The 17,941-nt window shown below is 70.8% G+C and carries 14 protein-coding genes; 4 read left to right on the forward strand and 10 right to left on the reverse strand.

All coding sequences use genetic code 11. The features are described from left to right. The coding region (locus QM626_RS04345; RefSeq protein WP_415074355.1) for a DUF222 domain-containing protein at nucleotides 1-1,171 on the forward strand (1,171 nt) is incomplete at its 5' end. Here QM626_RS04345 and QM626_RS04350 read toward each other — a convergent pair. The 3 genes from QM626_RS04350 to QM626_RS04360 all read right to left on the reverse strand — a co-directional run bounded on the left by QM626_RS04350 (nucleotide 1,161) and on the right by QM626_RS04360 (nucleotide 3,881). Further along, the gene (locus QM626_RS04350; RefSeq protein WP_415074357.1) at nucleotides 1,161-2,345 is read right to left on the reverse strand and encodes an acetyl-CoA C-acetyltransferase; all 1,185 of its coding nucleotides are present in this window, start codon (nucleotides 2,343-2,345) and stop codon (nucleotides 1,161-1,163) included. The genes QM626_RS04345 and QM626_RS04350 overlap by 11 nt on opposite strands. Nucleotides 2,346-2,458: 113 nt before the next feature. Then, nucleotides 2,459-3,106: a CoA transferase subunit B gene (locus QM626_RS04355; protein ID WP_415074359.1), complete on the reverse strand. Its 648-nt coding sequence runs from the start codon at nucleotides 3,104-3,106 to the stop codon at nucleotides 2,459-2,461. 1 nt (nucleotide 3,107) lies between these two features. Further along, nucleotides 3,108-3,881, reverse strand: a complete 774-nt coding sequence (locus tag QM626_RS04360; protein WP_415074361.1) for a CoA transferase subunit A — start codon at nucleotides 3,879-3,881, stop codon at nucleotides 3,108-3,110. Between the two features lie 123 nt (nucleotides 3,882-4,004). Here QM626_RS04360 and QM626_RS04365 point away from each other — a divergent pair, with 123 nt between their 5' ends. Continuing rightward, complete coding sequence (locus tag QM626_RS04365) at nucleotides 4,005-4,787, forward strand: IclR family transcriptional regulator (protein WP_415074363.1); 783 nt, start codon at nucleotides 4,005-4,007, stop codon at nucleotides 4,785-4,787. A 102-nt stretch (nucleotides 4,788-4,889) separates the two neighbouring features. After that, nucleotides 4,890-5,318 (forward strand): nuclear transport factor 2 family protein, encoded by a 429-nt coding sequence (locus QM626_RS04370; protein WP_415074365.1) that lies wholly within the window; start codon nucleotides 4,890-4,892, stop codon nucleotides 5,316-5,318. A gap of 79 nt (nucleotides 5,319-5,397) precedes the next feature. Here QM626_RS04370 and QM626_RS04375 read toward each other — a convergent pair whose 3' ends face one another. From QM626_RS04375 to QM626_RS04400, 6 genes are all read right to left on the reverse strand, one after another. Next, nucleotides 5,398-7,590 (reverse strand): hypothetical protein, encoded by a 2,193-nt coding sequence (locus QM626_RS04375; protein WP_415074367.1) that lies wholly within the window; start codon nucleotides 7,588-7,590, stop codon nucleotides 5,398-5,400. A 218-nt stretch (nucleotides 7,591-7,808) separates the two neighbouring features. Then, nucleotides 7,809-8,735, reverse strand: a complete 927-nt coding sequence (locus QM626_RS04380; protein ID WP_415074369.1) for a LysR family transcriptional regulator — start codon at nucleotides 8,733-8,735, stop codon at nucleotides 7,809-7,811. Nucleotides 8,736-8,835: 100 nt separating this feature from the next. Beyond that, on the reverse strand, nucleotides 8,836-10,050 hold the full coding sequence (locus QM626_RS04385) for an FAD-dependent monooxygenase (protein ID WP_415074381.1): 1,215 nt from the start codon (nucleotides 10,048-10,050) through the stop codon (nucleotides 8,836-8,838). Then, on the reverse strand, nucleotides 9,954-11,003 hold the full coding sequence (locus QM626_RS04390; RefSeq protein ID WP_415074371.1) for an ABC transporter permease: 1,050 nt from the start codon (nucleotides 11,001-11,003) through the stop codon (nucleotides 9,954-9,956). Before QM626_RS04390 ends, QM626_RS04385 begins: the two co-directional genes overlap by 97 nt. Further along, entirely contained in the window at nucleotides 11,000-12,589 is a 1,590-nt protein-coding gene (locus QM626_RS04395) for a sugar ABC transporter ATP-binding protein (protein ID WP_415074373.1), read from the reverse strand. The genes QM626_RS04390 and QM626_RS04395 overlap by 4 nt, the downstream gene beginning before the upstream one ends. 185 nt (nucleotides 12,590-12,774) lie before the next feature. Then, the gene (locus QM626_RS04400; RefSeq protein WP_415074375.1) at nucleotides 12,775-13,935 is read right to left on the reverse strand and encodes a sugar ABC transporter substrate-binding protein; all 1,161 of its coding nucleotides are present in this window, start codon (nucleotides 13,933-13,935) and stop codon (nucleotides 12,775-12,777) included. A gap of 279 nt (nucleotides 13,936-14,214) precedes the next feature. Between QM626_RS04400 and QM626_RS04405 the strand changes: the two genes are divergently transcribed. Beyond that, complete coding sequence (locus QM626_RS04405; protein WP_415074377.1) at nucleotides 14,215-15,366, forward strand: acyl-CoA dehydrogenase family protein; 1,152 nt, start codon at nucleotides 14,215-14,217, stop codon at nucleotides 15,364-15,366. Nucleotides 15,367-15,429: 63 nt separating this feature from the next. Here QM626_RS04405 and QM626_RS04410 read toward each other — a convergent pair whose 3' ends face one another. After that, on the reverse strand, nucleotides 15,430-17,634 hold the full coding sequence (locus QM626_RS04410) for a beta strand repeat-containing protein (RefSeq protein ID WP_415074379.1): 2,205 nt from the start codon (nucleotides 17,632-17,634) through the stop codon (nucleotides 15,430-15,432). Nucleotides 17,635-17,941: the final 307 nt, after the last annotated feature.

Raw genomic sequence — 17,941 nt, forward strand, 5'->3', positions numbered from 1 at the left:
GCTTCGCAGGGCGGCCGCGATCGCCGGCGCACAGGCGACGGCCGCTGCCGACGAAGAGCTGGCCGCGGCCGCGCGCGCCGACGACGGTGCGCCGCGGCCGACGGCCGAGGAACTGCGCATCATGGCCACGGTGTGGGCCACGCACCTTGACCCCGACGGAGCCGAGCCGACCGAGGCGCGGGCGATGCGGATGCGAGGGCTCACGTTCGGCCGCCCGTGCCGCGGGCTGGTCCCGGTCTCGGGTCATCTGCTGGTCGAGGTCGCCGGGCAGTTCCAGTCGGTGAGCGACAGCCTGCTCAACCCGCACGTCGACGGCCTGCCCGTGCCGACAGGGCCGCGATTCGCCGACGAGAACTCAGACGACACGGCGCCACCAGCAGACCACCGCACCCGGGCGCAGAAGCAGCACGACGTGTTGGCGACGATCCTCACCCAGGTCGCGGCATCCGGCATCCTGCCGACGAATGGCGGCTCTGCGCCGACGCTCGTGGTCTCCGTGCGCGCCGAAGACCTCGCCGAGGGGCGCGGCTATGCACACGTGAACGGCATCGACGAGCCGGTGAGTCTCGGGGTGGCTCGTCACACGGCATGCGCCGGCAACATCCAGCGGGTCGTGTTCGACGGCGCAGGGCGCATCGTCGAGCTCGGCAGCCTGGAACGTATCTTCACCCACCACCAGCGACGGGCGATCAAGCTCCGCGACGGCGGGTGCGTGATCCCCGGGTGCACGGTGCCGGCCGACTGGTGCGAGATCCACCACGTCATCGCGCACGCGAACGGCGGACCCACCCACACAGACAACGGAGTGGCTCTCTGCTGGTTCCACCACCGCTGGATCGACCACGGCGAGTGGCAGGTGCGGATGAACCGCGGTGTGCCCGAGATCCGCGGCCCGTCCTGGTGGGACAGGTCGCGCAGATGGCGTCGCGCGACCTCGTCGCCCGTGCGGATGGCAAAGCGACGGGCCGGGCGGATGAATCCGTCGTTCAGCACTGAGATGAATCTGTTCCTCGACGAGAACATGCCTGCGAAGGCAGCCGATCCGTTGCGGGCACTCTTCGGGATTCACCGAACGCGTGAGTTCCCACCGGCCGATACGGCAAGACAAGTGGGGCGAACGACCGGCTTGATCGCGCCCACGATCCCAAGCGGGCCCGCAGTCAGCGGGTGAGGATCAGGGCGTCGCCCTGGCCGCCGCCGCCGCACAGGGCCACCGCAGCCGTGCCGGTGCCGCGGCGGACGAGCTCGTGCACCGCGTGCACGACGAGCCGGTTGCCGCTCGCCCCCACCGGATGACCGATCGCGATGCCGCCGCCGTGCGGGTTGACGACGTCGTCGGGCAGCCCCAGCTCCCGCTGCGAGCGCGCCACCACGGCGCCGAACGCCTCGTTGATCTCGACGACGTCGAGGTCGGATGCGGCGATCCCCTGCCTCTGCAGCGCCGCGGCGATCGCGTGCGCCGGCTGCGCGTGCAGCGAGTTGTCGGGGCCGGCCACCTGACCCGACGCGCCGACGACGGCCAGCACCGGCCAGCCGGAGGCATCGGCGTGCGAGCGCGTGGTCAGCACCACGGCCGAGGCGCCGTCCGAGATCTGCGAGGCGTTGCCCGCGGTGATCGTGCCGCCGGCCGCGAACGCCGGCCGGAGCCCGGCGAGCGTCTCCACGGTCGTCTCCGGCCGGATGCCCTCGTCGCGGGTGAGCACGACCGGCTCGCCCTTGCGCTGCGGCACCTCGACCGGCACGATCTCGCCCTCGAACACGCCGGCCTCGTACGCCGCGGCCGCCCGCTGGTGCGACCGGGCGGCGACGGCGTCCTGCTGCTCGCGGGTCACCTCGAACCGCTCGTTGTGCCGCTCGGTCGAGGCCCCCATGCTCTCGCTGTCGAACGCGTCGGTCAGCGCGTCGTAGGCCATGTGGTCGAGCACCTCGACCGTGCCGTACGACCAGCCCTCGCGCGAGCCCATCAGCAGGTGCGGAGCACGGGTCATCGACTCCATGCCGGCCGCGACGACCACGCGTGCGTCGCCGAGCCTCAGCATCCGCGCCGCGTCGATCACCGCGGTCAGCCCCGACAGGCAGACCTTGTTGATGGACGCCGCGTGCACGTCCCAGCCGAGGCCCGCACCGATCGCGGCCTGCCGCGCCGCGTTCTGCCCGGACCCCGCCGGCAGCACCTGCCCCACGAGCACGGCGTCTACGGCATCCGCCGGGATCCCGCCCCGCTCGAGCGCGCCGGCGATCGCGAACGCGCCCAGCTGGGGGGCGCTGAACGAGGAGAGCTGGCCCTTCAACCGGCCCTGCGGCGTGCGCGCCGCCGCGACGATGACGACGTCGTCGGTGTTCATGGGTTCCACCTTAGGTTCGGAGAGGGGGACGCGGGCGCGGGCCGGTGCGCATAACTCAGGCAGATCGGCTGCCGCCCGGGGCGGATCCGCGCCCAGCCCGCGTTCTGCCTGAGTTATGGACGCGCGGGGAGGCGGATGATCAGCTCGGGCTCGGTCGCGGCGATCACCTCGTCGGCGGTGACGCCGGGGGCGAGCTCCACCAGGGCCAGGCCCCCGTCGGTCACGTCGATCACGGCGAGGTCGGTGATGATGCGGTCGACGACGCGCCGCCCGGTCAGCGGCAGCGAGCAGTCCCGCACGATCTTGGGCGACCCGTCCTTGGCGGTGTGCTCCATCAGCACGATGACCCTGCCGGCGCCGTGCACGAGGTCCATCGCGCCGCCCGGCCCCTTCACCATCTTGCCGGGGATCATCCAGTTCGCCAGATCCCCGGAGGCAGACACCTGCATGGCGCCGAGGATGGCGGCGTCGATCTTGCCCGCCCGGATCATGCCGAAGCTCGTGGCGGAGTCGAAGTACGCCGCACCCGGCAGCACCGTCACGGTCTCCTTGCCGGCGTTGATGAGGTCGGGGTCGACGGCGTCCTCGGCGGGATACGGGCCGACGCCCAGGATGCCGTTCTCCGACTGCAGCACGACGGTGACGTCGTCGGGCACGAAGTTCGGCACGAGCGTCGGCAGCCCGATGCCGAGGTTCACGTAGGCGCCGTCGCGCAGCTCGCGGGCCGCGCGGGCGGCCATCTCGTCACGGGTCAGCGCCATCTCAGTTCCCTCCGGTGCGCACGGTGCGCTTCTCGATGCGCTTGGCGATGCCGGTGCCGACCTCGACGACGCGGTGCACGAACACGCCCGGCAGGTGCACGGCATCCGGGTCGATCCCGCCGGGGTCCACGAGCTCCTCGACCTGCGCGATGCACACGCGACCGGCCATCGCCGCGAGCGGGTTGAAGTTGCGGGCCGCCTTGTTGAAGACGAGGTTGCCGTGGCGGTCGCCGCGCAGCGCGTGCACGAGCGAGAAGTCGGTGACGATCGCGTCCTCCAGCACGTACTCGGCCGCCACGCCCCCCACCACGATCGTGCGGACCTCCTTGACCGGGGAGGCGACGGCGACGCTGCCGTCGGCGGCGTAGCGACGGGGCAGGCCGCCGCCTGCGACCTGCGTGCCCACGCCGGTCTGGGTGAAGAACGCCGCGATACCCGACCCGCCGGCGCGCAGCTTCTCGGCCAGCGTGCCCTGCGGGGTCAGCTCCAGCTCGAGCTCGCCGGTGAGGAACTGCCGCTCGAACTCCTTGTTCTCGCCGACGTACGAGGAGGTCATGGTGCGGATGCGGTGCGCGTTCAGCAGCACCCCGAGCCCCCAGTCGTCGACGCCGCAGTTGTTGGAGACGACGCGCAGGTCGGTGGTCCCCTGCGCGAGGATCGCCTCGATGAGCGCCATCGGGTTGCCGGAGAGCCCGAAGCCGCCGACGGCGAGGCTCGCGCCGTCGGGGATGTCGGCGACGGCCTCCGCCGCGCTCGCGACCTGCTTGTCGATCACACGTCCTCCTCGAGCGGATGCGGCCGGTCGCCGCGCTGCGCCTCGCCCAGCATGCCGCCGGGGCGGGGCAGCCGGCGAGCCCGCGCTTGCGATATGGAACACCGCCGCCGTAGCGTCCATATCGTGGACATCTCCCGATCGACCTCCGGCGCGCAGTCGGTCACCCGCGCGGCCCGGCTGCTGCGGCTGGTGACGGCCGCCGGCACCGACGGCTCGACCGCGGCGCAGCTGGCGGACACGGCGGGGCTGACCCGGCCGACGGCGCACCGCATCCTGTCGGCCCTGCGCGACGAGGGCCTCGTCGACCAGGAGGAGCGCACGGCGCGATGGGTGGCAGGTCCCGAGCTCTACCTCATGGGGACCGTGGCCGCGGCGCGGTACGACATCACCGCGACCGCCCGCGACATCGTGCGCTCGCTCGCGGTGCGCACCGAGGAGAGCGCGTTCCTCTCCGTCCGGCGCGGCGACGAGACGGTGTGCCTGCTGCGCGAGGAGGGCTCGTTCCCCATCCGCTCCTTCGTGCTGAGCGAGGGCGTCCGGTTCCCGCTGGGCGTCGCCTCGGCCGGGCTCGCGATCCTCGCGTTCCTGCCTCCCCACGATGTGGACGCCTATTTCGAGCGGCATCCGGACCTGGGATCGCGGTGGGGGGCCGCGCACGACGAGCGACGCCTGCGGGAACGGCTCGCCGAGACCGCGGCGCGCGGGTTCGCGGTGAACCCGGGGCTGATCGTCGAGGGCAGCTACGGGCTGGGGGCCGCGGTGTTCACGCGCGAGGGGCACCCGCAGTGGGCGCTGAGCCTGACCGGGGTGCAGTTCCGGTTCGGGCCGGAGCGGATCGCGGAGCTCGGCCGGGTCCTCCTCGCCCACGCGCACCAGCTGTCGACCCGCATCGCCGCGAGCCGGTGACCGGCGCGGAACCGGATACCTCCTATGCGCCCGCGGACGTTCCGCCGCGGTGTCCGCGTCCGTAGCGTCGAAGCACACCATTCACCGTCGAAGGGACATCTCGTGCGCGAAGAGCGTTTCCGTGAGTACATCCGTCGTTTCAACGCCGAGGACGACACCGCGTTCGAGGACTACCTCGCCGACGACATGCACATGAAGAACGGCACCCTGGAGTTCACCGGCATCGACGGGATGAAGCACCATTACAACGACCTCATCTGGCCGGACTTCGAGGAGCGGCTCACGGTGCCGCGGTTCGTCTCCGACGACCACCGCGCCGCCATCCAGATGAACACCGTCTTCGTCGCCAAGCACGACGCGGACCAGTCGCTGTTCGGGCCGGTGCGCAAGGGCGAGACCTTCGAGTTCAACGGCGTCATCATGTACGAGCTCGACGACACGGACCGGTTCCAGGACATCCTCGTCGCGTACAACTCCTTCGTGCACACCGACCTCGACGGCAACACCCGCGACCTCGGCATCCCGCACTGAGCCGTCAGCGCCGGCGAGCCGAACGCGCCGTGCACCTGGGTGCGCACGGCGCGTTCGGCTTTCGACCGGCGGGTGGGGGTTATCCCGCCGCGTCGTAGTCGGTCGTGGTCGTCGTGGTGACGTCCTCGTCGTCGACCGTGCCGGCGGCCGTGACCGTCACCGTCCCCGCCGGCAGCGCCGACAGATGCGAGTTGAACGCCACGCTCACCGACGCGCCGGCGGCGACACCCGTGAAGGTCTTGTCGCCGTAGGGGGTGGAGACCGTGATGTCGGCGACGACGTCCGAGTCGTTGGTGACAGTCGCGACCAGGTACCGGCTCGCGCCGATCGCACGGGTCGTCGCGGTCGTCGTGGTGTCGATGGCCGGCTCCTCGAGCGACACCACGATCTCGCCGGTGTAGGTCACGCCCGGCTCGATCGCGGTCTCGACGCCGTCGACCGTGATGCTCACGCCGCGGCCGTCCGCGCCCTCGATCGCCGACTCGTCGTCGGTGGTCAGGCTCGTCAGGTACGACGTGCCCGTGACCTCCCAGGTCGAGCCGTCGAGGGTGAGGATCACGCCGTTGTTGATCGGCGCGGAGGCCACGTTGTCGACGACGCTCACCTGGTCCCAGTCCGCCCGGGTGATCGTCGTGATGCCCCGGTGCGACGTCGAGCTCGAGGTGATGAGCCCGTCGACCGTGCTGTCGGTCAGGGTGAGCACGAGGTTCTTCGGCTCGCGCGCGCCGTTGAAGAAGTTGCCCGTCACCGACGAGTCGGCCAACGAGAACTCGGTCTGCGAGTTCGTGTCGGTGCTGGTGAGATCCCAGGACGTGTCCTCGTCGACCTCGCCGGTGTCGGTGTAGGTCGTGTTCTCCCGCGACGCCAGCGTGGCGCCGTTGTAATCGACGTTCTCGGCCCCGGCGTTGTCGGTCTGCATGATCTGCAGGATCGTGCCCTCCTCGGAGGTGAGGGAGGCGCCTTCGGACCCGTCGACCGCGATGTTGGTGATCGTGTCGTCCCCCTTGTCGAGGAACACCGCGCCGACGGTGTTGAACGCGGTGCCGCCGTCCACGACGACGTTTCCGGCGCCGGGAAGCATCACGCCGACCTTGCCGGAGTTCACCGTGGTCGACTGCTCCGGGAGGGCGGCCAGCTCGTCGTCGGTCAGACCGAGCGACAGGCTGTCGTTCAGGGCGGCGACCGACTCCGCGTCGCTGTCGCCGAAGTGCACGGTCGTGCCGTCGTTGAAGTAGATGATGGTGGCGTAGTCGGCGACGTTGAACGTGGTGCCCAGCAGCTCCTCGGTGGCGTTGCCGATCGCGTACGTGCCGTAGCCGGAGTCGCCCGTGGTCAACGTGCTGTCGATCGCGGTGAGGGAGTTGCCCGAGCCGGAGTCGGTGGACAGCACTCCCCAGCCGTCGGCGTAGACCGACGTGTTGATGTACGACGCCTTGGTCCCGGTGCCCAGCAGGTTGGTCGCCCGCGCCGAGCCGTTGATGCCCAGCGTCCAGGGCGCGTCCTCCATGTAGTCCAGCGACGTGTTCGTGATGTAGCCGTCCGGCAGCGCGCCGCCGAGCACCGAGATGTCCGAGTTCTTCACGATCAGGTTGGATCCGTCGCCCTCGGCCACGAGCGCCGTGCGCACGACGCCCGAGGTGTCGATGTCGGCGCCGTCGACGGTCACGGTCGCACCGTCGTTGGCGACGATCCCGGCCCCGAGCCCGACGAAGTCGCTACGGCCGCTGCCGGAGAGCGAGATCGTGGGATGGACGAGCGTGTAGGTGCCGCCGTCGACCCAGACGCCGCCGAAGCCCGCGCCCGTCGAGGTGATGTTCAGGTCCGTCGCCGTCGTGTCGTTCAGCGTGGTCTCGGAGACGCTCGAGAGGACCGAGTAGTCGTCGTTCACCCCGTCGGCGTCCACGTACAGGCCCTGCCGCAACGGGAAGGAGAGCGTGCTGGAGGTGAGCGAGTGCTCGACCGCGACGGTCAGCACGACGTCGCCGGTGTAGGTGCCGGCCTGGATGGACGAGGTGACCGCCGGCCACTCGTCGAACTCCTGTCCTTGCTCGATCCCGTCGACGGTGAGGGTCAGGATGTATCCGTCCGGCGCCGTCAGCGTGCCGCCCTCCTCGAGGACGAGGGAGTCGAGCTCGGTGGTGGAGGTCACCTCGTAGGTCTCGCCCGCGGCGACGGTGAGCGTGCCGTCGTCGTCGGCGAAGGCCGCCGCCGCCGGCGCGCCCAGGAGCGCGGCGGCGACCAGGGCCCCGAAGACGATGTGTCTGGTCTGCACTCTCGCACAGTCCGGTCGGGGGAATTTCGCAGTGGGGGGGATCATGCTGTTCCTTTCCGGGGGTGCGCCATCGTCGGCGCGGGACGACTTCGTCCTCCCTCGTTCTTAGGAGAAGTGGCGACACCAGAAGAAGGAACACAACGGCGATGGCTGCTATCACCGAGATGTCGTTGACGAGATGACCAGAATTTGGTACCTACTGTCGACAGATTGCGTACTCAGCGCCCGCCGGCGTCCCCGAACTCGACCAGCTCGGCGGCCGCGCGGAGCTCGCCGACGAGCCATTGCAGGGCGGGGTCGTCGGACTTCGACGGATGCCAGTGCGCCGCCTCGACCAGCACGCTCGGCGCGATCGGCGTCTGGGCGATGACCAGGCCGAGCGTCGCCGCGTAGCGGTTCGCGGTGCGCTCCGGCACCCAGCCGACCCAGGGCGTGCCGGCGACCGTGAACGGCACGGTGAGAAACCCCTGCACGGTCGCCGCCACATGCGGGACGATGCCGGCCGCGCTGAGCATGTCGTCGATGTGGGTGGAGGCGCCGAACACCGAGCGGACGTGCCGCAGCCGGCTCAGCGCCGCCAGCGACAGCGCGCCGTCGACGAGCATCGGGTTGGCCGCGTCCACGACGCACACGAAGCGGTCCGAGAACAGCGACGCGCGCTTGCCGGGCACGCCCCGGCCGGTGCCGGCGATGCTCACGTCGGTGCGCAGCAGGTCGACGGGCGAGATGAAGGCGTCCACGGGAAGCCCGGAGAAGGCGACGCGGGTGTGGGGCGCGTCACGCTCGAGCAGTCGCAGCAGCGGGCTCGTGATCTCGGAGAGGACGTAGTCGGATGCCGCCACCTCGAACGTGCGGGAGCTGACCGCGGGGTCGAACTCGGGCAGCACGTCGAAGACCCGGGACACCTCGTTCATCGACTCCGCGACGACCGGGATCAGCGACTCGGCCCGGGGCGTGAGGACGAACCCCCGTCCCTCGCGCTCCAGCAGCGGGTCGTCGAAGATCTCGCGCAGGCGGGCGAGCGCGCCGCTGACGGCCGGCTGGGTCATGCCCACGCGCTCCCCCGCGCGCGTCAGATTGCGTTCGGCCAGCAGCGCGTCGAGGACGACGACCAGGTTGAAGTCGAGTTTGCGGGAGTCGGTCACGGCGCTGTGTTTCCCTGAGCATGTCAGTCGTCTTGTGAAGCGGAGATCGGGGGATCTCTGAGCACAGTGTAGGAAACGCGCCTATGAAGGCCCCACGCGGTTACGGCAGGCTCGTCAGGATCGTCATCGACTCGCTCATCAGCCGCCCCGGCGCCGCCGGGTCCGCCGGCGGCCGCTGCTCCCACGCCGACAGCCGCCGGGAGTTCTCCACCACGAGGCGGCAGCGATCGTCACGCCGTCGCATGAACTCGGTCAGCGCGCCGTCCAGGTCGTCCGCACGTTCCAGCGACTCGGCCAGCACGAGGCCGTCCTCCACCGCCAGGCCCAGCCCGTACGCCAGGTGCGGGGTGGTGGCGTGCGCGGCGTCCCCGATGAGCACGACGCGACCGCGGAACCACGGCGCCGGCATCAGCAGGCTGTGCAGGCCTCGGAAGTCGGCGCCGGGCAGGAGGCGTTCCGCGACCCCGGCGGCCGGCCCCCGGAAGTCCGAGAGGGCGGTGCGCAGCGCGGCGTCCACGTCGCCGAGCTCGCCGCGGGCCGGGGGCGAGGCGAAGTCCTTGAGGAGGTACACGTACATGCGCTCGTCGGTCAGCGGCAGCAGGCCGAGCTTTCCCGCCGGGCCGGACAGCATCATCAGCTCGTCGATGTCGCCACGCTCGGCCTCGGCGCGCCAGATGCACTGGCCGCTGTATTCGAGGAGGTCGTCCTGCGGGCCGAACACGAGGTCTCGCACGCGCGAGTGGATGCCGTCCGCCCCGATCACGAGGTCGTAGCCGCCCCTGCTGCCGTCGGTGAACGTCGCCTGCACCCGGGAGCCGTCGTCCTCGAGCGCGGTCACGCTCGCGCCGTACCGGATCGCGGCCCCGGCCCGCAGCGCCGCCGCCTCGAGGATGCGCGCGACGTCCATCCGGCGAACCTCGACCGATGCGGGGTAGCCGGGCACCAGCGGCGCCGGCCGCAGCGGTGGCGCGACCGGGACGCCGTCGGCGTCCAGGAGATGGACGGTCGCGGTGCTGTGCCCGCGGCGCACGACGTCGTCGATGACCCCAAGGGTCGCCAGCGCGCGCAGCGGCGCGTTCTGCACGTTCACCGCGACGCCGGCCGCCGTCAGCTCGGGCTCGATCTCCACGATCTGCACCGCGACGCCGAGGCGGGCCAGGGCGATGGCTGCCGCCAGCCCGCCCGGACCCGCCCCGACGATGAGGACCGTCTCGATGGTCAGCCGTTCCGCTTCTTGCGACCGAGATAGGTCGACAGCGCGACCGCCGCGATCAGGGCGACGCCGTTGAACACGTTCGTGGTCCAGCCCGCGTATCCCATGAAGGTCAGGCCGGTGACCGAGACCGAGAGCAGGATGCCGGCGATGACCGCCCCCCAGACGTTGAAGAAGCCGGGGGTGATGGCCGTGGCGGACAGGAAGATGAACGTGATGCCCTTGAACAGGAGCGAGCCGCCGTCGCTGGCCGTGGCGCTGCCGACCTGGATCAGCTGCAGGATGCCGGCGAACGAGCCGAGGAACGACGCGATGACGAACGCCCACCACAGATTCCGGTCGACGCGGATGCCGACCAGCCGCGCGGACGGCGTGCTGGAGCCCATGCCGTAGAGCGAGCGGCCGTACGGGGTGTGCGTCAGCACGTACCAGACGACGAGCGCGACGACCAGCACCGCGTACACGGAGAGGGGCAGGCCCAGCAGCTTCGTGGTGTTGAAGTAGGTGATGAACGACCCGGCGGGCGAGGACAGCCGCTGACCGCCCGTCCACAGCATCGAGATGCCGTAGAGCAGGAGGGACATTCCGAGCGTCGTGACGAACGGGTTCATCTTCATCCGGGTGACGAAGAAGCCGTTCACGACGCCGATCACGGGCGAGACCACGACGGGGACGAGCACGGCGAGCCACACCGGCCAGCCGAAGCCGTTGACCGTGACGTCCATGAGCCGGGCGGAGAGCACGCAGACCAGCGCCGCGGTGGCGCCGACCGAGAAGTCCATGTAGCCCGCCACGAACGGGAACATCGCGGCCAGCGCGACCATGAGCGGGCACAGCATGTTCGTGAGCACCGTGTTCAGGCTGGTCACGGTGAGGAACTGCGCGCTCGTGCCGGGGAACACCGCGAAGAACGCGATCACCACGAGGGTGATGATGATCAGGGTGTACTTCTCGAAGAACGCGGTGACCGGCGACTGCCTCTTGGCGACGACGACGGTATCGGTCGGCGGCACCGGGGCTGTTCCGGTCGGCTGCACCGAGGCGGGGGTGGTCATGACGTCTTCGTCCTTTCGGGTGTGGGCAGGGGATCGTAGATGGTGCGGCGGGTGCTGGGCTCACGCAGCACGAGCGAGACGAGGCCGTCGACGTCGGTCTCGCCGGCGAGCACCTCTCCCGTGATGCGGCCGCGCGCCAGGATGAGCACCCGGTCGCACAGGGCGTGCAGCTCGGACATGTCGCTGGAGGCGACCAGGACGGTGCAGCCGGCGTGCGCCGCCGCACGGATGGTCTCGTAGATGTCGGCGCGGCTCATGACGTCGACGCCCTGCGTCGGCTCGTCCAGCAGCAGCAGCCGCGGCTGGCGCTGGAGCCAGCGGGCGATGACGACCTTCTGCTGGTTGCCGCCCGACATCGAGCTGAACAGGGCGTCGGGGCCGCCGACCTTCACGCCGAAGCGGGAGATGAGCTCACGCGCGGTCCTGCGCTCGCGTTCGCGCGGCATCCGCCCGCCGGTGAAGTTCTCGTCGAGGACGGCGAGGGCGAGGTTGTCGCTGACCGTGAGGTCCATGAAGGCGGCCTCGCGCACCCGGTTCTCGGGGACCATGCCGACCCCCGCCGCCATCGCGTCGTGCACGTCCTTCGGCGTGAACGGCTTGCCGCCGAGCGTGACGGTGCCCGACGACGGGCGGTGGACGCCGAACAGCGCCTGCAGCAGGGAGCTGCGGCCGGAGCCCTGCAGACCGGCGATGCCGACGATCTCGCCCTCGTGCGCGGTCAGGGTGACGTCCCGCAGGGGCCCGGACTCCAGACGCTCCACCTGGAGCGTCGGCGCGCCGCGGGTGTGGGACCGCTCACCGGTCGGCGCCAGCGCGACGGTGAGACCGCCGGCCATGAGCGAGATGAGCTCGTCCTCGGTGGGATGCGCGTCGACGAGCGTGCCGACGACCTTGCCGTCGCGGAAGACCGTGAAGTCGTCGGCGACGTCGAGGACCTCCTGGAGGCGGTGGCTGACCATGACGACCGTCTGACCGCGGTCCGCCAGACGCCGGACCTTCTCCAGCAGCAGGGCCGACTCCGCCGCCGCCAGCGAGGCGGTCGGCTCGTCGAGGATGAGGATGCGCCGCTCGCCGTCGCTGCTGCCGCGCAGCGCACGCGCGATCGCGACCATCGTGCGGTCGGAGGGGCGCAGGTCGGCGACGGCGTGGTGCGGGTCGACGTCCAGGTCGTACTCGGCCAGGACCGCGGCGACCTCGGCGTCCAGCTCACGCCACTTGATGTTGCCCAGCCGCGTCAACGGGAAGCCGGTGTCGAGACCGAAGTTCTCGGCGATCGACAGCTCCTCGAACAGGCCGAGGTCCTGGTGCACGAACCGCAGCCCCGCGTTGTGGGCGTCCTGAGCGGTCCAGGTGCGCAGATCGCGGCGTTCGCCGCCGATCTCCAGCTCCCCGCCGTCCGCGTTGTAGACGCCCGCGAGGATCTTGATCGAGGTGCTCTTGCCGGAGCCGTTGCCGCCGAGCAGCGCGTGCACGGTGCCGGGACGCACCGCGAGCGATGCCTTTCGCAGCGCGCGCGTGCCACCGAACTGCTTCTCCACGTCATGGAGGAGGAGCACGTATTCGGGGGTGGTCTGCGCAGTGGTCACTGTGACGACTCCTTTGTCGGGTGCGGGCGCGGGTTCCGGCCGGTGACCATGTAATCACCGCAACCGATACGGGGGAACCACGCGGCCCAGATGCCTGTCATCGGCGGGATCCCCGCCCCTGGGCGCAACGAGCGGAGGCCCCCGGATCTCACGATCCGGGGGCCTCCGCTCGTTCTACGAGAGCGTCAGTTGACACCCCACGACGATTCGAACGCCGACTTGAAGTCGACATCGCCGACGTAGTCGCCCGACGACGGCATGTTGTTGTCCGCGTCGACGATCTGGATCTGCTCACCGATGTAGGCGGGGTCCTCACCGGCCAGCACACGGATGGCGGTGTCGATCGAGCCCCAGGCGCCCCACTCGGAGGCGTAGCCCACGGTGGCGTCGAACCCGCTGTTGCCCGCCTGGATCAGCTGCAGCGCCGACTCGTCGCCGGAACGGCCGATGATCAGCAGCTGGTCGTCCAGGCCCGCCGCGACGATGGCCTGCGAGAGGCCGCCGGTCAGGTAGCCGTCCACCGGGATGATGAGGGTGTTCGCCTCGGGGTGGGCGAGGATCTCGGTCATCACCTTCTGCACGTAGGAGCCGTCGCCGTTCTCCTCGTCGCTGACCGTGACGGTGTCCACGACCGCGCTGTCGGCGTCGAGGCCGAGGTTCGTCAGCTGCTCGCTGAAGCCGTCGACGAGGTACTGGCCCCAGGGGCCGCCGGTCGCGTTGATGACGATCGCCTTCACATCGTCACCGAGCTTGCCGTAGGCGTAGTCGGCCTGCAGCTCCGCCTGCCGGTACCAGATGCCCGTGTCCGGGTCCTCGTCCTGCAGCCAGTAGCGGATCGACGCCCACTCCTGCGGGTCGCAGTTGTCGACGCCGCCGCCGCCGATGACGGTCACGCCGGCGTCGGTCGCCGCGGTGAACGCGGTCTGCGCCGCGACGCAGGGGAAGCCGACCGGCACGATCACGTCGGCGCCGGCCGCGACGGCCTGGTTGACGGCGTCGGCGAAGCCGGTGCCGCCGGAGTTCAGGTTGCCGTCGGCGATCGACGCCGTCCAGCCGGCCGCCTCCGCGGCATCCACCATCGCCTGGGCCGGCAGGTGGCAGCTCGGGACCGCCTCGCCGCACGAGATGACGTAGAACGACTTGCCCGACGCGACGTCGACGGACTGAAGGTCAGACAGGTCCGAGCCGTAGCCCGCGTACGCGGTGTCCAGCGCCTCCTGCTGCGCCGCGGTGATCTCGCTGTCCGTCGCCGAGGTGGTGCCCGACGAATCGGTCGTACACCCTCCCAGTGTGAGGGCGAGCAACGCGGCGCCCGCCACGATGCCCCATTTGCTGATTTTCTTCACAACACACTCCTGCTGTGTCAGGGCGCGGTGCCACGTGCACGGCATCCTCGCCGATCGGGTTGGCTTCTTCGCCAGTGCGCCAAGCACAGCATCGCACCGTCGGACGCGGGAAGACGACACCGGTGATGGGTGTCATCGGCCTCCGCGATACTCATTCCGGGAAAGCGCGGATAGCAGGTATCGCCCGATCTTGCTGCGCGTTCGCGGCCGGGCCCGCATCCTTGAAGGCATCGCGATGTCGCGATAGGGGCCCCGCGACCCCGAGGAGGTTGATCGCCGATGACCGCTTCTGTCCCACTCTCTCCGCTCGCCGCGCAGCACATTGCCGACCCCGTCGAGCGCGCACGGGGAACGCTCCCGGTGCTGCGCGCGCACGCGCCGGCGGCCGAGCACAACGGCAGGCTCACGGCGCCGATCCTGAACGCGCTCACCTCGGCGAAGCTGCTGCAGCTGGGGGCGGCCGGCGCCCGGGACGCCGCAGCCGACTGCGCCGCGATCGTCGACGCGGTCTCGGCGCTCGCCGAGGCCGACGCCTCGACCGCCTGGGTGGTCGGGTCGTTCGCCTACGCGACCGCCCAGGCGGCCGCGGCACCCGAGGTCCACGGCCGCGTGCTCGGATCGGGGAAAGGCTCGATCGTCACCTTCTCCCCGTCTCCGACCCGCGAGGTCCGTCGCGTGCCGGGCGGATTCCGCGTGTCCGGCCGATGGAACGCCGTTCCCGGCAGCGCCCACGCCGACTGGCTCGGGGTCCTGCTCGTCCTGCCCGACGACGAGGAGGGCCGCGGGGTCGCCCGCACCCACCTGGCGATGACCGAGCTGACGCGTCACCGCACCTGGACCGCGACCGGGCTGCGCGCGGCGAGCGCCGACACGGTCGAGGCCGACGAGGTGTTCGTGGCCGACGAGGAGGTGCAGTGCGGTGTGGAGAACCGCGGTCACGACCCCGCGCTGGCCATCGCGCCGGCCGCGGCCGTGGTGGGTGCGGCGGCCGGAGCGCTCGAGGGCGCGATCGTCGCGGCCCGGACGCGGCCGTGGGCGGGCACCCGCTATCGGACGGCGGCCGAGTCGGCCACGATCCAGGGCAAGCTCTCCGACGCGGCGATGCACCTGTCCAGCGCCCGGCTGCGGCTGGCCCGCGCGGCGAGCACGCTGGACGGCAGCGCCCGCAGCGGTCGCCCCATGACCTCGGCGGTGCGCACGCGCTGCCGTATCGACACGGGCTGGGCCACGGCCGACGGCGTCGCCGCCGTGGAGGCCGTGATGGGCGCGATCGGCGCCGAGGCGGTCGCCGAGTCGGCGCCGTTCGAACGGTGCTGGCGCGATGTGCAGACCCTGTCGCGCCACGGCGCGGTGGATCCCCTGACCGCCCGCGAGGCCTATGGGCGGTTCCTGGTCTCGCACGAGGCTCCGCTGGCCGAGCTGCCGTTGTGATCGCGGTCGTCGCGCACGGATGCCGTCGGCGCGACGGGCGCCGACGGCATCCGGTCGATGCGACTAGCCCGCCGCGTAGTCGGTCGTCGTGGTGGTCGTCACCGAGGTCCCGTCGAGCGTGCCGCTCGCGGTCACGGTCACCGAGCCCGCGGGCACGGAGCTCAGCTTCGAGTTGAACGATGCGCTCACCGACTTGCCCGGCTGGACGCCCGTAAACGTCTTCGAGCCGTATGCCGTGTCGATCGTGATGTCCGCGGCCACCGAGTCGTCGTTGGTCACCTTGACGGCCAGGTACTGCGTGGCGCCCAGTGTGCGCGTGCTCACCGCCGTGGTCGTGTCGATGTCGGCCTCGGTGTCGGGCGAGACCACGATCGCGCCGGTGTAGGTGACACCGGGCTGGATCGCCGTCTTCACACCGTCGACGGTCACCGACAGCTCCTGGCCGTTCGCGGCCTGCAACGTCGCGTCGGCGCCGACCGTCAGCGAGCTCAGGTACGAGGTGCCGGTCACGTTCCACGTCGAGTCGCCGGCGAGGTTCACGATCACGCCGTTGTTCACGGTGGGCGAGACGGTGTTGGTCACCTCGCCGATCAGCTCGTACTCGTCGGGCAGGATCGTCGACTGCGAGTGCACCGCGGTGCTCGAGGACGCGACGCCGGTGATGGTCGAGTCGGTGAGGTTGAGCACCAGGTTCTTCGAGGTGTCCACGATGGCGTTGTAGTAGTCGCCGTCGACGTCGATGTCGCTCAGGTTGACCACGGCATCCTTCGCCTGGGCCGTCGTGACGTCGTACGAGGACCGCGTCGCCGTGGTGCTCGGCTCGGTGTAGCTCGTGGCGCCCAGGCCCGCGTCGTCGCTCTCCATCAGCTGGAAGATGACGCCGCTGTCGGAGACGAGGCTGGCGCCCTCGGAGCCGTCCACGTTCACCGCCACCTGATTGGCCTTGTCCTGGAACACGGTCTCGCCGGTGTGGATGCTGGTGGCGCCCTCGACGGTGACGCTGCCCGCGTTGATGTTCGTCTGGCCGCCGCCGTGCCACATGACGCCGAAGCGGTCGGAGTCGATCGTGGTCGGCTGCTCGGTGACCGTGGCGATGTCGTCGTCGGTCAGGCCCAGGCTCGCCGTGCTGTTCAACGCGCTGACGGACTCCTGGTCGGAGTCGCCGAACACGACCGTGCCGCCGGTGCTGATCAGCGCGTAGTCGTCGACGTCGAAGGTCGTGCCGAGGAACGTGTCGGTCACCGACTGGCCGTCGGCGTACGATCCGTAGCCGTGGCCCCCGGTGGTGACGGTCGTGTTGATCGCGGTCAGGTAGCTGTTGGAGGTGCTGTCGGTGGACAGCACGCCCCAGCCGGTGGACGAGACGCTGGAGTTCAGGTACGTCGCCCGCGTGTTCGCGCCGAGCATGTTCGTGGCTCGCACGTTGCCGGTGAGGCCGAGCGTCCACGGCACCGAGCGCATGTTGCCCCCCGAGAGGACGTAGTCGTCGGGCAGGACGCCGTCGGAGGTGGAGATGTCCGAGTTCTTCACCACGAGCGTGCTGCCGTCGATCGCGACGATGCCGGTGCGCACCGCGCCCTCCGTGTCGATGTCGGCGCCGTCGACGACCACGGTGCCGCTGCCGGCCGCGCGGATGGCGGCGCCCGCCCCCGCGAAGTCGAACCGGCCGTTGCCGACGAAGTCGATGGTCGCGTCGTTGATGGCGTAGTCGGCGTCCTGGACGTCGATGCCGTTGTAGCCCTCGCCGGTGGAACGGATGGTGACGCCGTCCGCCTCGGTGTCGGAGAAGGTGCCGCCGTAGATGTTGTCGAGCACGGACCTGTCGACGTCGACGCCGTCCGAGCCGACGTACAGCGCCTGGCGGAGCTGGAAGGTGGTGCCCTGCGTGGAATAGTCGTAGGCGTCGGTGAGCACGAGCTCGATGTTGCCCTCGTAGGTGCCGGGCACGAGCGAGGGGGTGACGACGTCCTTCGCCGCCGAATAGTACTTCTGCGCCGTCTCGACGCCGTTGACGAGGATCGTCAGGCGCTTGTCCGACGGGATGGTGATCGTGCCGCCCTCTTCGATGACGAGCTCGGTCAGCGACGTGTTCTCGTCGATCGTGACGCCGGCCGAGGTCACGGTCAGCGTCTCTCCTGTGGACGCGGAGGCCGCGGGGCCGAAGGCGAACACCGAGCCGGCGACGAGGGCGCCGGCGACGCACCATGTGGTGATGCGCCGTCGTGCGGCGAGGGACGGCGGGATGGGGGATGCGGTTGGTGCCTGCACTGGTCACTCCTTCGTGTGTGTTCTGGCGACGGGGGTCGTCCGCGCGATGCGGCGACCGCCGCGGCTCATGCAAATGCAGGCGCTTTCGGCGCGGGAACGCGATCTCGCAGATGGCAGGCATCGGTGCGTCCGCACCACGGATCCGCTACCGCGGGCGCACGGACGAGCGGACGCGCGCAGGACCGCCCGGGCCGGCTGAGCGGCCTGGGCGGTCCTGCGCGAGGGTCCTTCCTCAGAGGCGGGGGGCGGCCCGCCTCTCGCGCGCTCGGCGCCGGCGCCGGGCGCTGTCGACGGCGAGCGCGCCGAC

Origin of the sequence: Microbacterium sp. (assembly GCF_047606385.1) — a bacterium.
Lineage (GTDB): Bacteria > Actinomycetota > Actinomycetes > Actinomycetales > Microbacteriaceae > Microbacterium.

Bases quoted from the DNA above. Each gene is read 5' to 3' on its own strand.
- QM626_RS04405 (WP_415074377.1), top strand. From the start codon at position 14,215: ATGACCGCTTCTGTCCCACTCTCTCCGCTCGCCGCGCAGCACATTGCC.
- QM626_RS04350 (WP_415074357.1), bottom strand. From the start codon at position 2,345: ATGAACACCGACGACGTCGTCATCGTCGCGGCGGCGCGCACGCCGCAG.
- QM626_RS04355 (WP_415074359.1), bottom strand. From the start codon at position 3,106: ATGGCGCTGACCCGTGACGAGATGGCCGCCCGCGCGGCCCGCGAGCTG.
- QM626_RS04390 (WP_415074371.1), bottom strand. From the start codon at position 11,003: ATGACCACCCCCGCCTCGGTGCAGCCGACCGGAACAGCCCCGGTGCCG.